Raw genomic sequence first — 18,538 nt, forward strand, 5'->3', positions numbered from 1 at the left:
ACACGTGGTCTTATAGTGAACTTTGAATTCACAATACGAACGAAGGCGAGCCCTCATGAGCCAGCGTCCCGCCATCGCCGCCGTCCTGGACGGTCTGGTCGACATGCACGTCCACTCCGGCCCCAGCCCGTTCCCCCGGCGCTTCGACCACGTCGAGGCCGCGCAGGACGGCGCCAGGATCGGCATGCGCGCCATGGTCGCGAAATCCCACCACCACAACACGCAGATGGACGTCCTCGCGATGAAGGGGCGGCTGGCGGACGTCGCCGCCACCGTCTTCGGCGGGATCGCGCTCAACAGCACCGTCGGCGGGCTCAACGTGCACGCCGTGCGCATGTGCCTGCGGATGGGCGGCAAGGTCGTGTGGTTCCCGACGATCTCCTCGGGCAGGCACATCGACTGCCACCCCGAGGACGGCGCGTTCCCGACCACGACGGTGCCGCTGACGCTGGAGCGCATCGACATCGTCGATTCCGACGGCGTGCTGAAGCCGGAGGCGGGCGAGATCCTGGATGAGATCAAGGAGCAGGGGGCCGTCGTCAACGGCGGGCACATGTACCCGGAGTACATCCGCACGCTGTTCCAGGAGGCGAAGGAACGCGGCATCAAGCGGATGGTCGTGAGCCACCCGGACTTCGTGATCGGCGCCGATCCCGCGCTGTGCCGCGAGCTGATCGAACTCGGCGCGTTCGTCGAGCACGAGGTCGGCATGTACGACCCGGAGGGCACGCAGAAGTGGGACCCGAAGCAGCTGGCGAACTGGATCGAGCAGCTGGGCCCCGAGCACATCGTGCTGGCGTCGGACTTCGGGCAGAAGGCCAACCCCAAGCCGGTGGACGCGTGGCTGCGGGTCGGCGAGGCGCTGCTCGACCTCGGCGTCCCGGAGAAGGACCTCCGCCGCATGGTCCGCGACAACCCCAGCTACCTGCTGAACCTGGACGCCTGAAAGGACCCCACCGTGTACGAAAAGGACGATCCACGCTCGTCGCTGGCGACGGCGGCGCGGCCTGACACCGGGGACGCCATCGCGGCGCCGCAGTACTTCGACCTGCGGGAGAACTCCGTCGTGCGGGCGCAGAACGTGATTCTGGTGCACACCGAGGCCCGCACCGGGGACGACCTCGACAACGGCACGCTGGAGGGCGAACTCGCGATCATCGTCACCGGCGCCTCGCCCGCCTTCACCGTCGTCACCGAGGACGGCGCGACCAACGTCGATGAACCGGGCCTCGTGGTGGTGCCGCCCGGCGCCTCCCGGATCAGCGTGCGGGGCGACGGGCCGCTCGTCCGCCTCGTCGAGGCGGCCGAACCCGCCTGGCGGGACCGCCCGGCCAACGCCGACGCCTACGCGCAGGACCACCCACGCGTCGCGCTGCTGCGGCGGTGGCCGGAACCCGCCGGGAAACCGCGCGTGCGGTTCTACCCGCTGTCCCAGGTGCCGGACGAACCCGGCCGCTTCGGCCGCATCTTCCGCACCCGCTCGTTCATGGTGAACTTCCTGCCCGAGCAGCACGGCCCGCGTGACCCGCGCAAGCTCTCGCCGCACCACCACGACGACTTCGAGCAGCTTTCCCTCGCGGTGCAAGGGGAGTACGTCCACCACATCCGCACGCCCTGGCTCACCGACAGCACGACGTGGCGCGAGGACGAGCACGTGCGCATCGGCAGCCCGTCCGTCACGATCATCCCGCCGCCCACCGTGCACACCTCCGAGGCGAGCGACCCCGGGGTGAACCAGCTGATCGACATCTTCAGCCCGCCCCGCACGGACTTCTCCGAGAAGCCCGGCTGGGTGCTCAACGCCGACGAATACCCGATGCCATGAGCACGCGCACGGGCGGCGGGCTGTTCACCCGCGAGCACACCCCGGTCGGCACGTGGCTCAAGATCGCCTCGACCGAGCCGGTGGAGATCATGGCGTACGCGGGGTTCGACTTCGTCGTGATCGACCTGGAGCACGCGCCGCTCGACCTGCAGACCGCGTACCGGCTGATCAACTCCGCCGCCGCGCTCGGCGTCGTGCCCCTGGTGCGGGTGCCCGACAAGACGCCGTCGACCATCCAGAAGATCCTGGACGCGGGCGCGATGGGCATCCTCGTGCCCCACGTGGACACCGTCGAGCAGGCCGAGGCCGTCGGGCAGGCGTGCCGGTTCCCGCCCCACGGCATCCGCGGCGCGGGCGGCACGAGCCGCGCCGGGGCGTGGGGACTGCGCCCGACCGCCGAGTACCTCGCCACCGGCAACGACGACGTGCTGTGCATCGCGCAGCTGGAAAGCGTCGAGGCGATCAAGGCCGCGCCCGAGATGCTGGCGCTCGACACCGTGGACGCCGTGTTCGTGGGCGCGGCGGACCTGTCGATGTCGATGGGCACCACGCCCGCGGCACCGGAGGTGCTGGAGCTGGTCGCCTCCGCGATCGACGCCGCCCACGCCGCCGGGAAGCGGTGCGGGCTGGCGTTCGGCGGTGCGCCGGGGCGGGCCGCGCAGGCGGTGCGCGACGGCTGCGACTTCGTCCTGCTCAGCAACGACACCACGATGCTCGCCGAGGCGGCGAGCGGGCTGGTGTCGGCGTTCCGGGAAGCGGTGGGATGACGCTTTCCCTGCCCCGCACGGCGTTGTCGGTGGCCGAGCTGGATGAGCTCGACCACGACGGCGTCGTGCGCTTCGTCCGTTTCCTGGAGGACAGCGGGCACCGCATGGTGTGGATCCCCGAGGTCGCCGGCCGGGAGGCCTTCACCACGGCGGCACTCGTGCTCGCCTCGACCGAACGGCTCGTGGTCGGCAACGGCGTGGCCCGCGCGCTCGAACGCGTGCCGAAGTCGGCCGCGTCCGCGGCACGGGACCTCGCCGCCGGCTACCCCGGGCGCTACGTGCTGGGCCTGGGCGCCAGCGGCGCGGCCCGCGAGCGGGGGATGGGCCCGTTGCCGTTCCTGCGGAACTACCTCGACGAGATCGACGCGACCCTCGAACGCCGCGGCGGCAAGGGCAGCGACGTGCCGCGCGTGCTCGGGGCGTACTCGCCCGGGATCACCCGGCTCGCCGCCGAGCGCGCCGACGGGTTGATCACGTTCCTGGTCACGCCCGAGCACACCCGCTGGGCGCGGGAGACGATCGGGAGCGAGCTGTTCCTGTCCGTCGTGCAGTGGGCGGTGGTCGGCCGCGACCGGGCGGCCGCCCGCGAGGTCGCCCGCAAGCGGCTCGCCTACTACCTGACGTTGCCGCACCAGCTAGCCAAGCTGGCGCGGCTCGGGTTCACCGAGGCCGACCTCGCCCCGCCGGGGTCCGACCGCCTCGTCGACGCCCTCGTCGCCTGTGGCACCCCCGAGCAGGTGCGCGAAGCCGTCCGGCGGCAGTACGACGCGGGCGCCACGCAGGTGGCACTGAGCCTGGTGGGCCCGCTCGACGACGCCAAGCTCGACGCCTACCGCGCCCTCACCGAGTTGGAGAACTGATGCGCGCAGCCGAAAAGGTCATCATCACGACCGCCGTCACGGGATCGGTCAACGTCCCGTCCCAGAGCCCCTACCTGCCGCTTTCGGCGGACGAGGTCGCCGACGCCGCACTCGGAGCGATCGCGGCCGGTTCCGCCGTCGTGCACCTGCACGCCCGCGAACCCGATGGCCGTCCCACCGCCGACCCGGAGGTGTTCGAGAAGATCGTCGGGCGCATCACCGCCGAGACCGACGCGGTCATCAACATCACCACCGGCGGCGCGACGTCGATGACGATGGAGCAGCGGCTCGCCGCCGCGCTGCGGCTGCGGCCGGAACTCGCGTCGCTGAACATGGGCTCGATGAACTTCGTCTACTCGGGCATCGCCGACAAGGTGACCGAGTGGAAGCACGACTGGGAAAAGCCCTACGTGCTCAACACGTACTCGCACCCGTTCGTCAACACCTTCGACTCCATCGAGCGGACCCTGCGCACGCTCGGCGAAGCCGGCACGCGGTTCGAGTACGAGTGCTACGACATCGGGCACCTGTACACGCTCGACTACTTCGTCCGAAAAGGACTCGCGAAGCCGCCGCTGCTGATCCAGGGCGTGTTCGGCGTCCTCGGCGGCATCGGTGCCGACCACGCGAACCTGGAGCACATGGTGCGCATCGCCGACAAGCTCTTCGGCGACGACTACTCGTTCTCGGCGTTCGCCGCCGGGCGCGACCAGCTCCAGTTCGGCACCCACAGCGCGTGGCTCGGCGGGCACGTGCGGGTGGGGCTGGAGGACAGCCTGTGGATCGGCAGGGGCAGGCTGGCGGAGAGCAACGCGCAGCAGGTGAGGAAGATCCGGGGCGTGGTCGAGGACCTCGGCAAGGAGATCGCGACCCCGGCTGAGGCGCGCGCGATGCTCGCGCTGCGCGGCAACGACGGCAACGACAAGGAGGCGGCATGAGCGCGCCACTGGCAGGCAAGGTCGTCCTCGTCGTCGGGGCCAGCGCGGGGATCGGGGCCGATGCCGCAAGGGTGTTCGCCGAGGATGGCGCGAAGGTGATGCTCGTGGCCCGCAGCGAGGAACCGTTGGCGGCGCTCACCAAGGAACTCACCGACGCCGGGCACGACGTGGCCTACACGGTCGGCGACATCGCCTCCGCGGACAGCGTGACCGCGTTCGTCGACGCCACCGTGGAGCGCTTCGGGCGGCTCGACGGCGCGTTCAACAACGCGGCCATGGGCGGGGCCGGGCGCCTCGACAAGGTTTCCGAGGAGGACTTCGACCGCATCATGGCGGTGAACGTCAAGGGCACGTGGCTGTGCCTCCGCGAGGAGGTGCGGGTGATGGAGCCGCTCGGCGCCGGGTCGATCGTCAACGTGAGCAGCATCGGCGGCCTGCGCGGCAGTTCCGGCAGCGGCGCCTACCAGGCCACCAAGCACGCGGTCATCGGGTTGACGCGCACCGCGGCACACGACTTCGGGCCGCTCGGCATCCGCGTGAACGTGCTGGCTCCCGGGCCGACCGAGACCGCGATGCTCGACCAGCTGCGCCAGGCGATCCCGGGCGGGGTGGAGGCGCGGATCGCCGCCACGCCACTGCGCAAGGCGGGCACGGGCGCGGAGGTCGGTGCGGTGGCGGCGTTCCTGCTCAGCGACCGCGCGAGCCACCTCAGCGGCGTCATCCTGCCGGTCGACGGGGGCTTCCTTGCCTGAAGACGTCGGGACCCTCCGGCTGCCCGGCCGGGTGCACTTCGGTTACGGCGCACGGGCCCAGCTGCCGGAGATCGTGGCGGCGCACGGCAAACGGGTGCTCGCGGTCGTCGACCCGTTCCTCGAAGGAACGCCGCTGCTGGGCGAGCTCACCGCGGCCCTGGCGCGGCACGGGTGCGAGGTGCGGAAGTGGTCCGGCGTCACGCCGGAGCTGCCGCTGGGCACGCTGGACGAGGGTGCGTCGGCGGCGCGGGAGCACGCGGCGGAGGTCGTGCTCGCGGTCGGCGGGGGCAGCGCGCTCGACGCGGCGAAGCTGATCGCGCTGCTCGCCGTCCACGACGGGCCGCTGAGCCGGTACTACGGCGAAAACCTCGTGCCGGGCGCGGTCCTGCCGCTGGTGGCCGTGCCGACCACGGCGGGCACCGGCTCGGAGGTGACGCCGGTGGCCGTCGTGTCCGATCCGGACCGCGAGCTCAAGGTGGGGATCTCCAGCCCGTTCCTGGTCCCGGCCGCGGCGGTCGTGGACCCGGAGTTCACCCTGGCCGCCCCGCGCCAGGTGACCGCGTTCTCCGGCATCGACGCGCTCGTGCACGCGGCCGAGTCCTACACCGCGCGGCCGCTCGGAACGGAGTGGTCCGCGGCGCTGCCGGTGTTCACCGGCCGCAACGCGCTCGCCGAGGCGGTCGCGTTGCAGGCGGCGGAAAAGCTGGGGCCGTGGCTGCCGGTCGCCGTGCGGGGCCCGGGCGACCGGCGGGCGAGGAGCGAGGTGGCGCTGGGGGCGTTGCTGGGCGGGATCGCGTTCGGCTCCACCGGAACACACCTGTGCCACGCGCTCCAGTACCCGATCGGCGCGCTGACCAAGACCCCGCACGGGCTCGGCACGGGACTGCTGCTGCCGTACGTCCTTGACACACTGCGTGCGGATCCTGTTGTCGCGCAACGGATAGCCCGGTTCGGGGCGGCGCTGGACCCGGCGGCGGGGGAGTCGGCGGAACGGACGGTCGCGCACGTGGCCGGGATCAACCGCGCGATCGGCGTGCCCGCCACGCTCGCCGAGATCGGCCTCGGCCGCGACCAGCTGCCGCGGATCGCCGACCTGGCGCTGCGATCCGCGCGGCTGCTGGCGATCGCCCCGGTCGAACCGTCCCGGGAACTCCTGCTCGACATCCTCGGCCGCGCGCACGCCGGGGCGTAGGTCCCCTCGTCGGGCGCGGGGGACCGGCTGCCACCGGATCGGCGACCGCGGCTGCGGGCGGTGCCGGGTCGATGACAGTGACCGGCGGCGGAAAGCCTGCGGGCCTGAGGCGGTCGCTGGCTGCCGTGGTGGCCCCCGCCTTCCACGAAGGTCCTTCCGCCTGCCACAGCCCGAGGTTGCGGTAGTCGCCGGGCTGGACGCGAGGGCGCGGACTACGTGCTCACGCTCGACGGCGGGGAACTCCGTGGCGAGAAACTGCTCGTCGCGACGGACGCGCCGGTCAGCGCGACCGTGCCGGAGGCGGGGGAGTGGCTGCAGCAGGCGACGCTGGCGATCCGGGCGCGGGTCCGCTGGCGATGAGCGCTGCACGGGTTGTCCGACCGGTGGCGGGTGAGCTACCGGCGCAGCCCCGCGATCAACAACCGGACCATGCGGCGGGCGTCGAAGCGGGAATTGCCGCCCGCCCCTGCACAAAGGCTCGCCACGCCGCGCAGCAGTTCGTGCGCGTCCTGCCCCTCGACGATCTCTCCCGCGGCCACCGCGGCCTCGAGCAAGCGCTTGCACACCGGCAGCAGCCGGTCCAGGAAGTACGAGTGCAGCGGGTCGTAGCACGGGTCGTCGGACTGCAGCACCGTCGCGAGACCCTGTTTGGTCACCACGAAATCCACGAAGTGGTCGATCCAGTTCCGCAGCGCGGCGTACGGGCCGGGGGCGGCCGCGAGCAGCGCCGGCCCCTCCTCGGCGAGTGACTCGACCTGGTGCCGGTACACGGCCACGATGAGGTCCGCCCGCGTCGGGAAGTGGCGGTAGATCGTGGCCGTGCCGACGCCGGCCTTCGCCGCGATGTCGCGGATCGGCGCTTCCACGCCCGATTCCACGAAGACCGCGGCCGCCGCGTCGAGCAGCGCGGCCTGGTTGCGCAGTGCGTCCGCCCGTTTGGGCCGTTCCCCGCTGCGCGTCATGACGTCCACCACCCTCGTTGCTAACCGGGACAGTGTCCCGTATCGTCAAACGGGACACTGTCCCGTTTCTCTCATCCTGCCAGTCCCGCTGGGGAAGGACAACCATGATCGTTTCCGTGAAGCCCGTCGTGCTGCCCGCTCCGGGCCGCGGCCACGACCTCGAAGTGCGGATCTCCGCGCCGCTGACCGGGGAAGACCTGCCGGTGGTCGTCTTCTCGCACGGCTTCGGGTCCTCCCTGGAGGGCTACGCGCCGCTCGCGGACTACTGGGCGGCCCACGGCTTCGTCGTCATCCAGCCCACCCACCTCGACTCCACCACGCTCGGCATCCCACCGGACGATCCCCGCGCCCCAAGGTTCTGGCGCTACCGCGTGGAGGACGACAAGCGCGTCCTCGACCGGCTCGACGACCTCGCGGCCGCCGTGCCCGGCCTGCCGGGGCGGCTCGACCGGAGCCGCATCGCCGTCGCCGGGCACTCGTTCGGCGGGCAGACCGCGGGTATCCTGCTCGGCCTGCGGGTCGGGGATCCGGAGACGGGGGAGGCGGAGGACCTGTCCGACCCGCGGGTCAAGGCCGGCGTCCTGCTGGCCACGGCCGGGCGCGGCGGCGACGCGCTGACCCCGTTCGCCGCCGAGAACCTGCCGTGGCTGCGGCACATCGACTTCACGGAGCTGACGCGGCCCGCACTGGTGGTGGCGGGAGACAAGGACGACCTGCCGCTCACGGTGCTCGGCCCGGACTGGACGACCGACCCCTACCACCTGAGCCCCGGCCCCAAGAGCCTGCTCACGCTGTCCGGCGCGGAGCACTTCCTCGGCGGGATCTCCGGCTACGGGGTCAGGGAGACGACGGACGAGGACCCGGCGCGGGTCGCACTGGTCCAGCGCGCCACCCTCGCCTACCTCCGCCACGCGCTGGACATCGACCACAGCGGCTGGGAGGCGTTGGCGGACAAGGTGAATCCGTTCGGACGACTCGAGTCGAAGTAAAGCCGGGGACCGGACAGAACACCGGACAGCTTTGCGCGATCTTGCTCGGTTCAGTTACCCGCGGAGGTACGTTTCCCCGCGAGTGATCGGGCAAGGAGGCGCGATGGCGGTGCGGGCAAGGGTTTTCCGCAGACGGGTAGTGACGGTGCTGGCCGCGGTGGCCGGGCTGGTCGGGACGACGGCGGCGGCCACCGAGGCGACGGCGGTCCCGTCGCCGGGGGGACAGGCCGTGGTCGCGGGGCAGGCGCGGTTCGAGGTGCTGTCCCCGACGCTCATCCGCACCGAGTACGCCGGTGACTCCGCCTTTGTGGACTCCGGCACGTTCAACGCCGTCGGCCGCCGGGACTTCGGCCGGACCCCTTACACCACAAGGACGAGCGACGGCTGGCTGACGATCGAGACCAGCGCCGTCAAGCTGCGCTACAAGCTGGGCTCCGGCGCCTTCGCCGACGACAACCTCACCGTGCAGCTGCGGACGGGTGCCCAGACCGTCACCGCCCGCCCGTGGGCCGACCGGGTGGCGCCGACGTGTGCCGTCGGCGTGCTGTGCGAGGCCGAGGACCTGCAGCTGGCGGGGCCCGGCATCGCCACCGACCACCGGGGCTACACCGGCCGTGGTTTCGCCGCGGGGTTCCAGAACACCGGTGACCGGCTGACCTTCCGCACAGAGGTCCAGACCGCGGGCACCTACGAGCTCGACCTGCGCTACGCCAACGCGACCGGCGGCGACGGGCAGCACACCACCCGCACGCTGACGGTGCGCGTGGACGGCGGGGACGCGCACACCGTGACCCTGCCGCCGACCGCCGACTGGGACACCTGGGCGCTGGCCACCACGTCCGTGGCGCTGACGGCCGGGCGGCACGAGGTGACGGTCGAGCGGACTGCCGGTGACTCCGGCGACGTCAACATAGACAGCCTCGCCGTTGTCCCGCAGGGAGCCGCGTATCCGCAGCCCGCCCCGCCCGCGCCCACGCCGTGTGCGTTCGGCGTGGTGTGCGAGGCCGAGCAGGGCGCGCTGACCGGCGGTGCCCGTACGGCCAACGACCACGACGACTACTCCGCGCACGGCTTCGTCGCCGGGCTGGAGCAGGCCGGCGCGGCCGACACGCTCACCGTGACCGGCGTGCCCGCGAACGGGAAGTACGACCTGCAACTGCGCTACGCCAACGCGACCGGCGCGCAGCCGGCCCAGCAGCGCACGATGTCCGTCGCCGTGGGCGGCGCCGCGGCCACCAGCGTCACGCTCGCCCCGACGAGCAGCTGGAACTCGTGGCGCACCGTGGCCGTCCCGGTCACGCTCAAGGCGGGCACCAACACCGTGACGCTCGGCTGCCCCGACGCCACCAGCTGCCACGTCAACCTCGACACCGCCGCGGTCACCCCGGCGCGGTCCCCGCTGCTGGCGCCGCACGCGGCGCTCGGCGGCTACCGGCGCGGCCTCGACGGCGTGGACGGCACGACGACCACCGCACCCGGCATCCTGTACCAGGACGGCTGGTCGCTGCTCGACGACACCGCGTCGGCGCTGTACGACCCCCGCACGCAGAAGGTCACCCAGCGGCCCTCGCACGGCGGAAAGCCTTACCAGGACGGCTATGTCTTCGGGTACGGGCAGGACTACGCCCAGGCGCTGGGCGACCTGGCCAAGCTGACGGGACCGGCCACGCTGCTGCCGCGCTGGGCCTACGGCGTGTGGTACTCCGAGTACTACGACCGCACCGCCACGGACTTCCAGAACATCGTGCAGCGCTTCCGCGACGAGAAGGTGCCGCTGGACGTCCTCGTCGTCGACACCGACTACAAGTCGCCCAGCAAGTGGAACGGCTGGGAGATCGACGCGACGCGCATCCCCGATCCCACGGCGTTCTTCGCCTGGGCGCACGACCAGGGGCTGCACACGACGCTGAACATCCACCCCAGCATCCTCGCCTCCGACCCGCAGTTCGCGGCGGCGCAGGCGACGGCGAAGGGCAAGCTGCAGCCCGGCGGCTGCGGCGGTGGCGGCGACTGCTACGTGTTCGACTTCGGCGATCCCGACCAGCTGCGCGCCTACCTCGACCTGCACCGGCCGATCGAGCAGCAGGGCAACGACTTCTGGTGGCTCGACTGGTGCTGCGACGGCTCGGTCTCCAGCCTCCAGGGCGTCACCGGCGATTCGTGGATCAACCAGCAGTACGCCGACAACGCCGATGCGACGCTGGGCCGCGGGTTCGCGTTCTCCCGCGCATACGGCTCGCTGCAGGCCGGTGGCTACGGCTCGCCGACCCCGGTGCCGACGGGGCCGTGGGCCGACAAGCGCACCACGCTGCACTTCACCGGTGACACCACCTCCGACTGGGCCACGCTGGCGTTCGAGGTCGGCTACACGCCGGGCGAGTCCGCCGCGACGGGGCTGCCGTCGGTGAGCCACGACATCGGTGGGCACACGAACGGCCTGCAGCAGCCGGGCACCGAGCCCGGCAGCACGAAGCTGCCCGACGACCTGTACGCCCGGTGGGTGCAGTTCGGCACGTTCCAGCCGATCGACCGGCTGCACTCCAACCACAGCGACCGGCTGCCGTGGCAGTACGGCCCGGAGGCCGACGCGTCGGCCACGAAGTTCCTGAACCTGCGGGAAAAGCTGGTGCCCTACACCTACTCGCTGGCGCAGCAGGCCACCGTGACGGGCCTGCCGATCACGCGGCCGCTGTACCTGCAGTACCCGGGTGAGCAGGAGGCCTACGCGCAGGCCGGTGGCGAGTACCTGTACGGCCCCGACGTGCTGGTCGCGCCGGTGACGAGCCCGGGTACCACCGCGACGACGACGGTGTGGTTCCCGCCGGGCAGCGAGTGGACGGACTGGTTCACCGGCCGGACCTACCACGGCGGCACGACCGCCCAGGTCACGACGGGCTGGGACACCATGCCGGTGTTCCTGCGCTCGGGCGGCATCGTGACGACGCGGACCGGTGACGTCAGCGGGGACGTGAAGAACCCGCTCACCGACGTCACGGTCACCGTGGCGGCCGGTGCCAACGGGGCGACCACGCTGTACGAGGACGACGGCACGTCGGCCCAGCCGAAGAGCGCGACGACCGACATCCGGTACACCCAGCTGCCCCACTTCGGCACGCTGTCGATCGACGCGCCCCACGGCACGTACCCGGGTCGTCCGGCGCAGCGCAGCTGGACGGTCCGCGTCACCAACGCGACCTCACCGGCGGCGGTGCTGGTCAACGGCGTGCCGGCCGCGCGGGGCACGTGGAGCTGGGACCCGGCGACGAAGACCGTGACCACGCGGGTGGCGGCCCAGCCGACCGCCCGGCCGCTCACGGTGCAGCTGCTGGGCTGAGCAACCGGTACGCCGGAGCCGCCCGTCCCCGGTGGACGGGCGGCTCCGCGCATGCGGGGAGCGGCCTGCCATCACAGCGCCGCAGGGGTGTGCGGCCCCGGTCGCCCTCGTGGCCTGGTCGGACTGGGCCCCCGGCACCTCGCCGCGCATGTTGATCGGTCACCGCGGCGCCGACGAGCCCGTCGTCGTGGTCGTCGGCCTCATCGCGGTGAGCAGGCCGCCCTGAGCGGCGGGTGACAGAAGCGGACAGGTTTTCCCTTCCGCGGCGGCGAAAACCGGGTGCCGTGGTGGAATGATCAGGTGAAGTACCGGCTGACCGGGCGCCGCCGTGGAGCGGTCGCCGCGTTGATCACCGCGTTGTGCGCGACCGTTTTCACACCCGGCGCGAGCGGCAGCACGGCGCCCCCGGCGCCCTCACTCGAGTTCGCCAGCCCCGACAGCCAGGCGCTGTACGGCAACGCGTACCGCGCGGCGCTGGACAACCTGCTGCGCACCAACACGATCGCCGCGGATCCCGTCCGCTACGGCAAGAGCGGCCTGCTCGATCCGGACGTCGGCATCATCCGCGCGGGCGGCGGGTACGACCAGCCCTGGACCCGGGACGCGTCGGTCAACAGCTGGAACGCGGCAAGCCTGCTTTCCCCGGCGCAGGCGGAGAACACGCTGTGGTCGGTGGTCGACAAGGACGCCGCGGGCAACCTGCGCGTGCAGCAGGACGACCAGCAGTGGGACCAGGTCATCTGGGTGACCGCCGCGTGGAACCACTACCTCGTCACGGGCGACCGGACGTTCCTGGACAACGCCTACCGCACGGCGGCGGACACCGTCGCGATCCGTGAGCACAGCGCGGCTCCCGGGTTCAACCCGGGCTACGGGCTGTTCACCGGCGCCTCGTTCTTCAACGACGGCATCGCCGGATACCCCGCGCCGCCCGCCGACGCCACCGAGTCGGTGAGCACCGGGAGCATGCCATGGCCCGGCGTGGCGAACGGGATGTTCTTGAGCACCAACGAGGTCTACTACGCCGCGTACGTCAACCTGGCCAACATGGCCGAGCGGCTCGGACGGCCCGGTGGGGAGGTCGCCGGGTACCGGGCCAAGGCCGCCGCGTTGAAGTCCGCGATCAACCGGCACTTCTGGAACCAGCGGACCGGGCTCTACGACTACATGGTGCTCGCCGACGGCACCCACGGCGCCTACCAGGAAGGCACCGGTCTCGCGTTCGCGCTGCTCTTCGGGATCGCGAACCCGGCGCAGGCCCGTTCGATCGTCTCGCACGCGGCCGAGATGCCGTAGGGGATGCCCGACACTTACCCGAACTGGGCGCGGTACTCCGACGAGCAGCCCGGCAGGCACAACGCGATCGTGTGGCCGCTCGTCCAGGGATTGTGGGCCAAGGCGCTCGCGCAGCAGGGGGAGCAGGACGCGTTCGCCTCGGAAACCGCCCGGCTGGCCAAACTCGCGAACAGCAACAGCGGGTTCTGGGAGATCTACAACGGCAACACGGGCGTCGTCGACGGAGGCTGGCAACGCCTCGGGGACACCGTGAAGTTCCACTGGGGCTCGGAACCGGACCAGACCTGGTCCGCCACGGCGTTCCTCAGCATGATCCACAACGGACTGTTCGGCATGGACTTCACCGACGCCGGGCTGGCGTTCAGCCCGGTGCTCCCGGCGGGCTGGGGTGACGTGACGCTGCGGAACCTGCACTACCGCGACGCCGACTTGACCGTCGCGCTGCACGGCGCGGGGACCCGCATCCGGTCGTTCACGCTCGACGGCAGGAGGGTGCCGGGGAACTCGGTTCCCGCGTCGCTGCGTGGCGAGCACACCGTCAACATCGTGCTCACCGGCGCCACGAACGGCGACCGGGACGACGACGGGGTGACCGACGCGCGGGACGCGTGCCCCGACACGCCGGGCGTCGCGGCGCTGCGTGGCTGCCCCGATCCGGCCCACATCGAAGCCGAGGACGCGCTCAACACCGGCGGCGTGAAGACGAACGTCAACCACACCGGTTATTCCGGCCGCGCCTTCCTCGACGGGCTGTGGGCGCAGGGCGCGTCGTCGTCGTTCACCGTGCACCGCGCGACGGCGGCCGCGGGCACGGGCGCGATCACCCTGCGGTACGCCAACGCCAACAGCGACAGCCGCACGATGACGCTGTCCGTCGACGGGCGGAAGGTGCGGCAGGTGGCGTTCCCGAGGGTCTCCGACAGCTGGGACGCCTGGGGCACCGTGACGTTCGGCGACATCCCGGTGAGTGGGCCGAACCCCGTGGTGACGCTGTCCTACGAGTCCGGCGACACGGGCGCCCTCAACCTCGACTGGCTGGAATTCCACTGACCGCGGCCGCGCTGGACCACTGCGACAGTCCGATGAGGAGCAGTGCGCCCACCGCGGCGAGGGCCACGGCACCGAGCGTCGCGCCCAGGATCAGCCCCGTGCCGAACGACGGCCACGGTGGCCGGGCGAGCTTCAGCAGGCAGCCGGCCAGGATCGCGGCGAGGGTGATGGCGACGAAGGTGTAGGTGTACTCACCGGCGTGCCAGCCGAAAGCCCCGAAGGCGTCCCCGGCCAGTGCGACCACGTCCACCACCAGCAAGGCCACACACAGCGCGAACCCGGCCAGGGCCACGCCGGGACGTCGCGTTCCGGTCATGGCCCCAGTGTGGGGGCCGGCCGGGGCCCCGCGCATGAGTAGTTCTACGCGGAGCGCCCGGCCGGTACCGGTCAGGCCGTCACGAGTGAGAGTCCGTACCGCTGCAGGATCTCGTTCACCGGCTGGAACCACGTGTGCCCGCCGGTGCTGCAGTTGCCCGTCGTCCCCGAGGTGACGCCCTGCGCCTGGTCACCGGAGATGAACGAGCCACCCGAGTCGCCGGGCTCCGCGCACACCGTGGTCTTCGTCAGCTGGAACACCGTGCCCTGCTGGTAGTTCACGGTCTCGTTGAGCGCTTCCACCACGCCGCAGTGCCAGTGCGTCGTCGAGCCCGAGCGGCAGATCGACGTGCCGGGGGCCGCGACCGCGGAACCGCGCACCAGCTGGTCGCTCACGGTGCCCCAGCCGAGCACGACCGGCGTGGTCCACCAGCCGTTGCCGATGGTGATGTAGGAGTAGTCGTCGCCGGGGAAGGACGAGCCTGCGAACGAACCCATGGCCGAGCCGTCCCAGCCGGTCACCGACGCGCCCGGCTGCCCGCAGTGCCCGGCGCTGACGAACCCGCCCCGCACCGAGAACCCGATGGAACACCGGACGTTGCCGTTGATGTAGTAAGGATCGCCGCCGACGGTGCCGGCCGCGACGGTTTGCGGACGTGCCGCCGTTTCCACCGTCACGGGCACCCCGGTCTGCCGCGCCCGCGCGAGGAACGCGTCGACGTCGGCCCCCTGCGCGCCGGGCTGCACCGCCACGACGAGGTTGCCGTGACGGGGATCCGTGCGCCAGCTGGTCACCGACGCCGGTGCGGCCTGCGCCCGCACCGAGTCGTCGAGCTTGGCCTTCGCGGCGTCCAGGCTCGCCGCGCTGACCTTGGCGGGCACCGTCACGGCACCCGTCCGCTCGACGGCGGGGGCCGCGGCGGGGTCGGTCACCCCGACGACGAGCTTGCCCCGCGCCGCGTCGAACCACGCGCCGGCGAAGGCCGTGCCGGCGGCGCGTTCGGCGGCCGGCAGGGCTTCGGTCGCCGCCTTCTCCTGGGTCAACCTGGTCTGGACCTGTTCGGCGGTGAGGCCGAAGTCGCGCTGCAGAGCCGAAATCAGGCCGGGAGCGGCCTGCGCGGCGGTGGCCGGGGTCAGTGCGGCGGTGGTGACACCGAGGACGAGAGCTGCCGCACCACCGAGTGCGATCGCGATTCGTCGGCGCAAGGGGATACACCTCCTGGGGGGACCGGAAAAAACACACCGTGCGGGCAGTGTGCGAGCGATCGCCGTCAGTGGTCTAGACTTTTCCGCCGCTCTGTCCGATTCCTGTCCGGCGCTGCTCCGTTCGGCTCCCTCCGAAGGTTCCGTCCCGGCGAACGGGATACTGTCGGCGTGGACGAGGAATTCCGCCGGCGGCTGGCCGGGTTGTTCGAGCGGGGCGCGGCACAGGACGCGGCCGAGCCGGACCGGCTGCGGCGCCTGCGCAACCTCGAACCGGCGACGGCCGAGCTGCTCACGCTCGTGCTGCGGATCGCGGGGGCGAGGGAGGTCGTCGAAATCGGGACGTCGAACGGCTACTCGGCGATGTGGCTCGCCGACGCCGCCCGCGACACGGGTGGCCGCGTGACGACCGTGGACGTGGCGGAGTGGCCCGGCGTGGCCGAGAACCTGGCGGGTCTGGGCGTGACGCGGGTGATCGAGGACGGCGGCGCGTACCTGGCGCGGCGGGAAAGCGCTTCCGTGGACCTGCTCTTCCTCGACGCCGAGCGCACCCGGTACGCGGGCTGGTGGCCTCACCCCGCACGGGTCCTGCGGCCGGGCGGCGTCCTCGCGATCGACAACGTCCTGTCCCACCCCGCGGAGGTGGCCGACGTGCTGGCGCTCATCGCCGTCGATTCAGCGTTCGTCGCCGCGACCGTGCCCGTCGGCAAGGGCCTGCACCTCGGCTGGCGCCGCTGACGCGGGAAGGCTGGGGGTGCTTCCGCCGCGCCGGGCTGGAGTGGGGCGGCAGCTGGCTTGGCGCCGCTGACGCGGGAAGGCTCAGCGGGGTGGGTGGAGGAGGTCGTCCAGACCACCGCGCACGTCGGCGGTGACGAGGGCTTCCGCGGTTTCCGCGTCGCCCGCCCGGAGGGCTCGGACGAGTGCGCGGTGGCCGGAGTAGCGGTCGAGCCCGAAGGTCGGGTCGTGGGCGATGCGTTCGAGGCGGCGGGCCCGGCTTTCGGCGCGGGAGAACACCCTGGCCTGGTCCAGCAGGCGGGTCAGCACGGGGTTTCCCGCGCACGCCTCCAGCGCGTCGTTGAACCGCTGCATGGTGTCCATCAGCTGGTCGAGGTGCCGCTGCGGGTGCTGTCCCGCCTGCTTCCGCTGGACGATCAGGATCAGCAGGTCGTCGGCCTCGTCCAGGATCGCGTCGAGGCTGTCGAGCTGCTCCGGCGTTGCGCGGCGGGCGGCGAACCGCGCGACCATGCCACGTAGGCCCACCTCCACTTCGGCGAGGTCCTCCAGCGCCGCGTCGCCCATCTCGGAGACCATGACCGTGCGCGGGCCCTTGCGCACCAGGAGACCGTCCTGTTCCAGACGGCGGATCGCCTCGCGGACCGGCGTCGGACTGACCGACAGCTGTGCGGCCAGGCCGCGCTCGGTGACCTTCTCCCCGCTGCGCAGGCCTCCCGTCGCGATGGCGTCACGGATGGCCTTGTACGCGCGATCGGCGAGCGTGTCGCTCTTCAGCGTCGCGAGAAGATCCTCGGTCACACGCTCATCGTACCGCTCCCCGCCGGTTTGCTATAGCATCCGCCGGATCTGGTCCGCGTCCGGAGCGGGCGCGGGCAGTGGGTGCGTCGCGCCGGCGTGCAGCCCGGCCCGCCGCGCGCGCTCGAACAAGGGGACCGACTTGCCGAGTTCGGCCTCGCACTTCGCGGTCAGCTCGGGCCTGCCCGCGAGCTGCCTGCTGACGACGTCGCGGAAAGCCGGGTCCCCGGCCTGCTGCTCGCACAGCACGGTCACGTAGGTGACCAGCGAGCCCCACGGATCGGCGAGCGCCTCCGCACGGCTCAGCGCCTCGCCCATCCGCTCGGCGACCAGCGCGGGCATCACCGCGTCGATCAGCGCCTCCCGGCCGCCGAACCGGTTGTAGAGCGTCCCGGCGCTGACGCCCGCCCGCTGCGCGATCTCCTCCAGCGGTACCCCCAGGCCCTTCTCCCGGAACACCTCGGTCGCGGCCTTCGGCCGGGAGGGGTTCCGGGTCGCCCTCGTCGCCCGCAACCGCGACCGGCTCACGGCACTGGCCGGTGAGAGATCCCCGCGCTGGCCGGCGCGATCCGGGACCGCTTCGGCAGGATCGAGGTGGTGTCCTGCGCGCCGCTGAACACAGCGGACTTCCAGTCCGCCGCCGACTTGACCCCGGGGGCCGCGCAACTGGGGGAGATGCGCGAACGCGGCGAGGGCGGCATCCTCATCAGCCAGAGCTCTCCGCGCGCGGCGACGCTGCAGATCCGCGCCCTGATCACTGACAGCACGATCCACGCGCGGTCCTGTCCGGCACCATCCCCTGGGAGCTGCGCCCCCGTCACGTGGCTCGTGTTCGTCCTTTGTGGACGTCCGGCTCGGTTGCCGTGGCCCGCGCTCCCGCCAGGACGAAGTCGACGATGCGTTGCGCGTCCGCGCGTTCGAACGGTGTCCGGCCCCTGGTGAGGTGCAGGTGCACCGGTCCGGACAGCATCTGGTTGATGAAGACCGCGTCGACCCGCGGGATCTCGCCGCGTGCGGTGGCCCGGTCGAGCAGTGCCTGTACTTCGGGGAGCCGGTTGTCCAGCAGCTGCAGGCCCAGTTCGCGGATGACCGGCTCGTCGCCCGAGTGCATGGCCGCCTGCAGCAGTGCCCGTCCGACCGTGGACTGTCCGGTGCGGGCCATCGTGCAGAGGTAGTCGGTGAGGTCCGCGACGAGGTTTCCGGTGTCCCGCAACGGGATCGACTCGCTCGCGAACTCGGCGAGGGCGTCGCGCAGCAGGTCGTTGCGCGACGGCCAGTTGCGGTGGAGCGTCACCCTGTTCACCCCGGCGGTCCGGGCGATCTCCTCGTAGTTCAGGTGTTCCGTGCCGTGCTTCGCCACGAGTTCGATCGTCGCGCGGAGGATGCGCTGCCGCACGGCCGCGGTGCGGCCGCCGGGACGTGCTCGTTTTGGCTGCTCCGCCATCGTCGGGTCGCTCTCCAGTCGGTGCGGTACGGATCCGCCCTGACGATACCGGGTTGACTCCCCGCAGCCTTAATGCAAGAC

At 71.9% G+C, this 18,538-nt stretch carries 19 protein-coding genes; 13 read left to right on the forward strand and 6 right to left on the reverse strand.

Annotation, left to right across the window (positions count from 1 at the left end; all coding sequences use genetic code 11):
• Positions 1–55 precede the first annotated feature (55 nt).
• From ABFX51_RS20970 to ABFX51_RS21005, 8 genes are all read left to right on the forward strand, one after another.
• Positions 56–946, forward strand: a complete 891-nt coding sequence (locus tag ABFX51_RS20970) for a DUF6282 family protein (protein WP_346054663.1) — start codon at positions 56–58, stop codon at positions 944–946.
• Positions 947–958: 12 nt separating this feature from the next.
• On the forward strand, positions 959–1,825 hold the full coding sequence (locus ABFX51_RS20975) for a cupin domain-containing protein (RefSeq protein ID WP_346054664.1): 867 nt from the start codon (positions 959–961) through the stop codon (positions 1,823–1,825).
• A complete protein-coding gene (locus tag ABFX51_RS20980) occupies positions 1,822–2,592 on the forward strand; it encodes an HpcH/HpaI aldolase family protein (RefSeq protein ID WP_346054665.1) in 771 nt (256 codons plus the stop codon). Before ABFX51_RS20975 ends, ABFX51_RS20980 begins: the two co-directional genes overlap by 4 nt.
• On the forward strand, positions 2,589–3,452 hold the full coding sequence (locus ABFX51_RS20985; protein ID WP_346054666.1) for an LLM class flavin-dependent oxidoreductase: 864 nt from the start codon (positions 2,589–2,591) through the stop codon (positions 3,450–3,452). Before ABFX51_RS20980 ends, ABFX51_RS20985 begins: the two co-directional genes overlap by 4 nt.
• Positions 3,452–4,390 (forward strand): 3,5-dioxohexanoate:acetyl-CoA acetone transferase, encoded by a 939-nt coding sequence (gene kce, locus ABFX51_RS20990; RefSeq protein WP_346054667.1) that lies wholly within the window; start codon positions 3,452–3,454, stop codon positions 4,388–4,390. The genes ABFX51_RS20985 and kce overlap by 1 nt, the downstream gene beginning before the upstream one ends.
• The gene (locus ABFX51_RS20995) at positions 4,387–5,142 is read left to right on the forward strand and encodes an SDR family NAD(P)-dependent oxidoreductase (protein WP_346054668.1); all 756 of its coding nucleotides are present in this window, start codon (positions 4,387–4,389) and stop codon (positions 5,140–5,142) included. The genes kce and ABFX51_RS20995 overlap by 4 nt, the downstream gene beginning before the upstream one ends.
• On the forward strand, positions 5,135–6,334 hold the full coding sequence (locus ABFX51_RS21000) for an iron-containing alcohol dehydrogenase (protein WP_346054669.1): 1,200 nt from the start codon (positions 5,135–5,137) through the stop codon (positions 6,332–6,334). Before ABFX51_RS20995 ends, ABFX51_RS21000 begins: the two co-directional genes overlap by 8 nt.
• A gap of 216 nt (positions 6,335–6,550) precedes the next feature.
• A complete protein-coding gene (locus tag ABFX51_RS21005) occupies positions 6,551–6,694 on the forward strand; it encodes a hypothetical protein (RefSeq protein WP_177228774.1) in 144 nt (47 codons plus the stop codon).
• A 35-nt stretch (positions 6,695–6,729) separates the two neighbouring features.
• On the opposite strand, the gene ABFX51_RS21010 is transcribed toward ABFX51_RS21005, so the two are convergent.
• A complete protein-coding gene (locus tag ABFX51_RS21010; protein WP_091509858.1) occupies positions 6,730–7,296 on the reverse strand; it encodes a TetR/AcrR family transcriptional regulator in 567 nt (188 codons plus the stop codon).
• A gap of 104 nt (positions 7,297–7,400) precedes the next feature.
• Between ABFX51_RS21010 and ABFX51_RS21015 the strand changes: the two genes are divergently transcribed.
• The 4 genes from ABFX51_RS21015 (at position 7,401) to ABFX51_RS21030 (ending at position 13,965) form a co-directional block, all read left to right on the forward strand.
• Positions 7,401–8,285 (forward strand): alpha/beta hydrolase family protein, encoded by an 885-nt coding sequence (locus tag ABFX51_RS21015; protein ID WP_346054670.1) that lies wholly within the window; start codon positions 7,401–7,403, stop codon positions 8,283–8,285.
• Positions 8,286–8,388: 103 nt separating this feature from the next.
• Entirely contained in the window at positions 8,389–11,619 is a 3,231-nt protein-coding gene (locus tag ABFX51_RS21020; protein WP_346054671.1) for a TIM-barrel domain-containing protein, read from the forward strand.
• A gap of 300 nt (positions 11,620–11,919) precedes the next feature.
• On the forward strand, positions 11,920–12,915 hold the full coding sequence (locus tag ABFX51_RS21025) for an MGH1-like glycoside hydrolase domain-containing protein (protein ID WP_346054672.1): 996 nt from the start codon (positions 11,920–11,922) through the stop codon (positions 12,913–12,915).
• A gap of 3 nt (positions 12,916–12,918) precedes the next feature.
• Positions 12,919–13,965 carry a glycosyl hydrolase family 65 domain-containing protein gene (locus tag ABFX51_RS21030; RefSeq protein WP_346054673.1) on the forward strand — a complete coding sequence of 349 codons (1,047 nt, stop codon included), beginning with the start codon at positions 12,919–12,921 and terminating at the stop codon, positions 13,963–13,965.
• On the opposite strand, the gene ABFX51_RS21035 is transcribed toward ABFX51_RS21030, so the two are convergent.
• Both ABFX51_RS21035 and ABFX51_RS21040 read right to left on the reverse strand, forming a co-directional pair.
• A complete protein-coding gene (locus tag ABFX51_RS21035) occupies positions 13,937–14,281 on the reverse strand; it encodes a hypothetical protein (protein ID WP_143249898.1) in 345 nt (114 codons plus the stop codon). The two genes, ABFX51_RS21030 and ABFX51_RS21035, sit on opposite strands and share 29 nt — an antisense overlap.
• Positions 14,282–14,352: 71 nt before the next feature.
• Positions 14,353–15,486: a S1 family peptidase gene (locus ABFX51_RS21040; protein WP_091509509.1), complete on the reverse strand. Its 1,134-nt coding sequence runs from the start codon at positions 15,484–15,486 to the stop codon at positions 14,353–14,355.
• A gap of 168 nt (positions 15,487–15,654) precedes the next feature.
• Between ABFX51_RS21040 and ABFX51_RS21045 the strand changes: the two genes are divergently transcribed.
• Positions 15,655–16,221 (forward strand): O-methyltransferase, encoded by a 567-nt coding sequence (locus ABFX51_RS21045; RefSeq protein WP_091509507.1) that lies wholly within the window; start codon positions 15,655–15,657, stop codon positions 16,219–16,221.
• A gap of 81 nt (positions 16,222–16,302) precedes the next feature.
• Here the strand turns inward: ABFX51_RS21045 and ABFX51_RS21050 are convergent, their stop codons facing one another.
• From ABFX51_RS21050 to ABFX51_RS21060, 3 genes are all read right to left on the reverse strand, one after another.
• The gene (locus tag ABFX51_RS21050) at positions 16,303–17,016 is read right to left on the reverse strand and encodes a GntR family transcriptional regulator (protein WP_091509505.1); all 714 of its coding nucleotides are present in this window, start codon (positions 17,014–17,016) and stop codon (positions 16,303–16,305) included.
• Positions 17,017–17,046: 30 nt separating this feature from the next.
• A complete protein-coding gene (locus ABFX51_RS21055) occupies positions 17,047–17,541 on the reverse strand; it encodes a TetR/AcrR family transcriptional regulator (protein ID WP_091509503.1) in 495 nt (164 codons plus the stop codon).
• Positions 17,542–17,830: 289 nt separating this feature from the next.
• On the reverse strand, positions 17,831–18,457 hold the full coding sequence (locus ABFX51_RS21060) for a TetR/AcrR family transcriptional regulator (protein WP_091509499.1): 627 nt from the start codon (positions 18,455–18,457) through the stop codon (positions 17,831–17,833).
• Positions 18,458–18,538 lie beyond the last annotated feature (81 nt).

The sequence above is a fragment of the Amycolatopsis dongchuanensis genome, from assembly GCF_039542405.1.
GTDB classification, from domain to species: domain Bacteria; phylum Actinomycetota; class Actinomycetes; order Mycobacteriales; family Pseudonocardiaceae; genus Amycolatopsis_E; species Amycolatopsis_E sacchari.

Excerpts from the sequence above, each read along its gene's own strand:
- kce (WP_346054667.1), top strand. The coding sequence starts at position 3,452 with ATGCGCGCAGCCGAAAAGGTCATCATCACGACCGCCGTCACGGGATCG.
- ABFX51_RS20995 (WP_346054668.1), top strand. The coding sequence starts at position 4,387 with ATGAGCGCGCCACTGGCAGGCAAGGTCGTCCTCGTCGTCGGGGCCAGC.
- ABFX51_RS21035 (WP_143249898.1), bottom strand. The coding sequence starts at position 14,281 with ATGACCGGAACGCGACGTCCCGGCGTGGCCCTGGCCGGGTTCGCGCTG.
- ABFX51_RS21060 (WP_091509499.1), bottom strand. The coding sequence starts at position 18,457 with ATGGCGGAGCAGCCAAAACGAGCACGTCCCGGCGGCCGCACCGCGGCC.
- ABFX51_RS20985 (WP_346054666.1), top strand. The coding sequence starts at position 2,589 with ATGACGCTTTCCCTGCCCCGCACGGCGTTGTCGGTGGCCGAGCTGGAT.
- ABFX51_RS20980 (WP_346054665.1), top strand. The coding sequence starts at position 1,822 with ATGAGCACGCGCACGGGCGGCGGGCTGTTCACCCGCGAGCACACCCCG.
- ABFX51_RS20970 (WP_346054663.1), top strand. The coding sequence starts at position 56 with ATGAGCCAGCGTCCCGCCATCGCCGCCGTCCTGGACGGTCTGGTCGAC.
- ABFX51_RS21010 (WP_091509858.1), bottom strand. The coding sequence starts at position 7,296 with ATGACGCGCAGCGGGGAACGGCCCAAACGGGCGGACGCACTGCGCAAC.
- ABFX51_RS21015 (WP_346054670.1), top strand. The coding sequence starts at position 7,401 with ATGATCGTTTCCGTGAAGCCCGTCGTGCTGCCCGCTCCGGGCCGCGGC.
- ABFX51_RS21020 (WP_346054671.1), top strand. The coding sequence starts at position 8,389 with ATGGCGGTGCGGGCAAGGGTTTTCCGCAGACGGGTAGTGACGGTGCTG.
- ABFX51_RS21030 (WP_346054673.1), top strand. The coding sequence starts at position 12,919 with ATGCCCGACACTTACCCGAACTGGGCGCGGTACTCCGACGAGCAGCCC.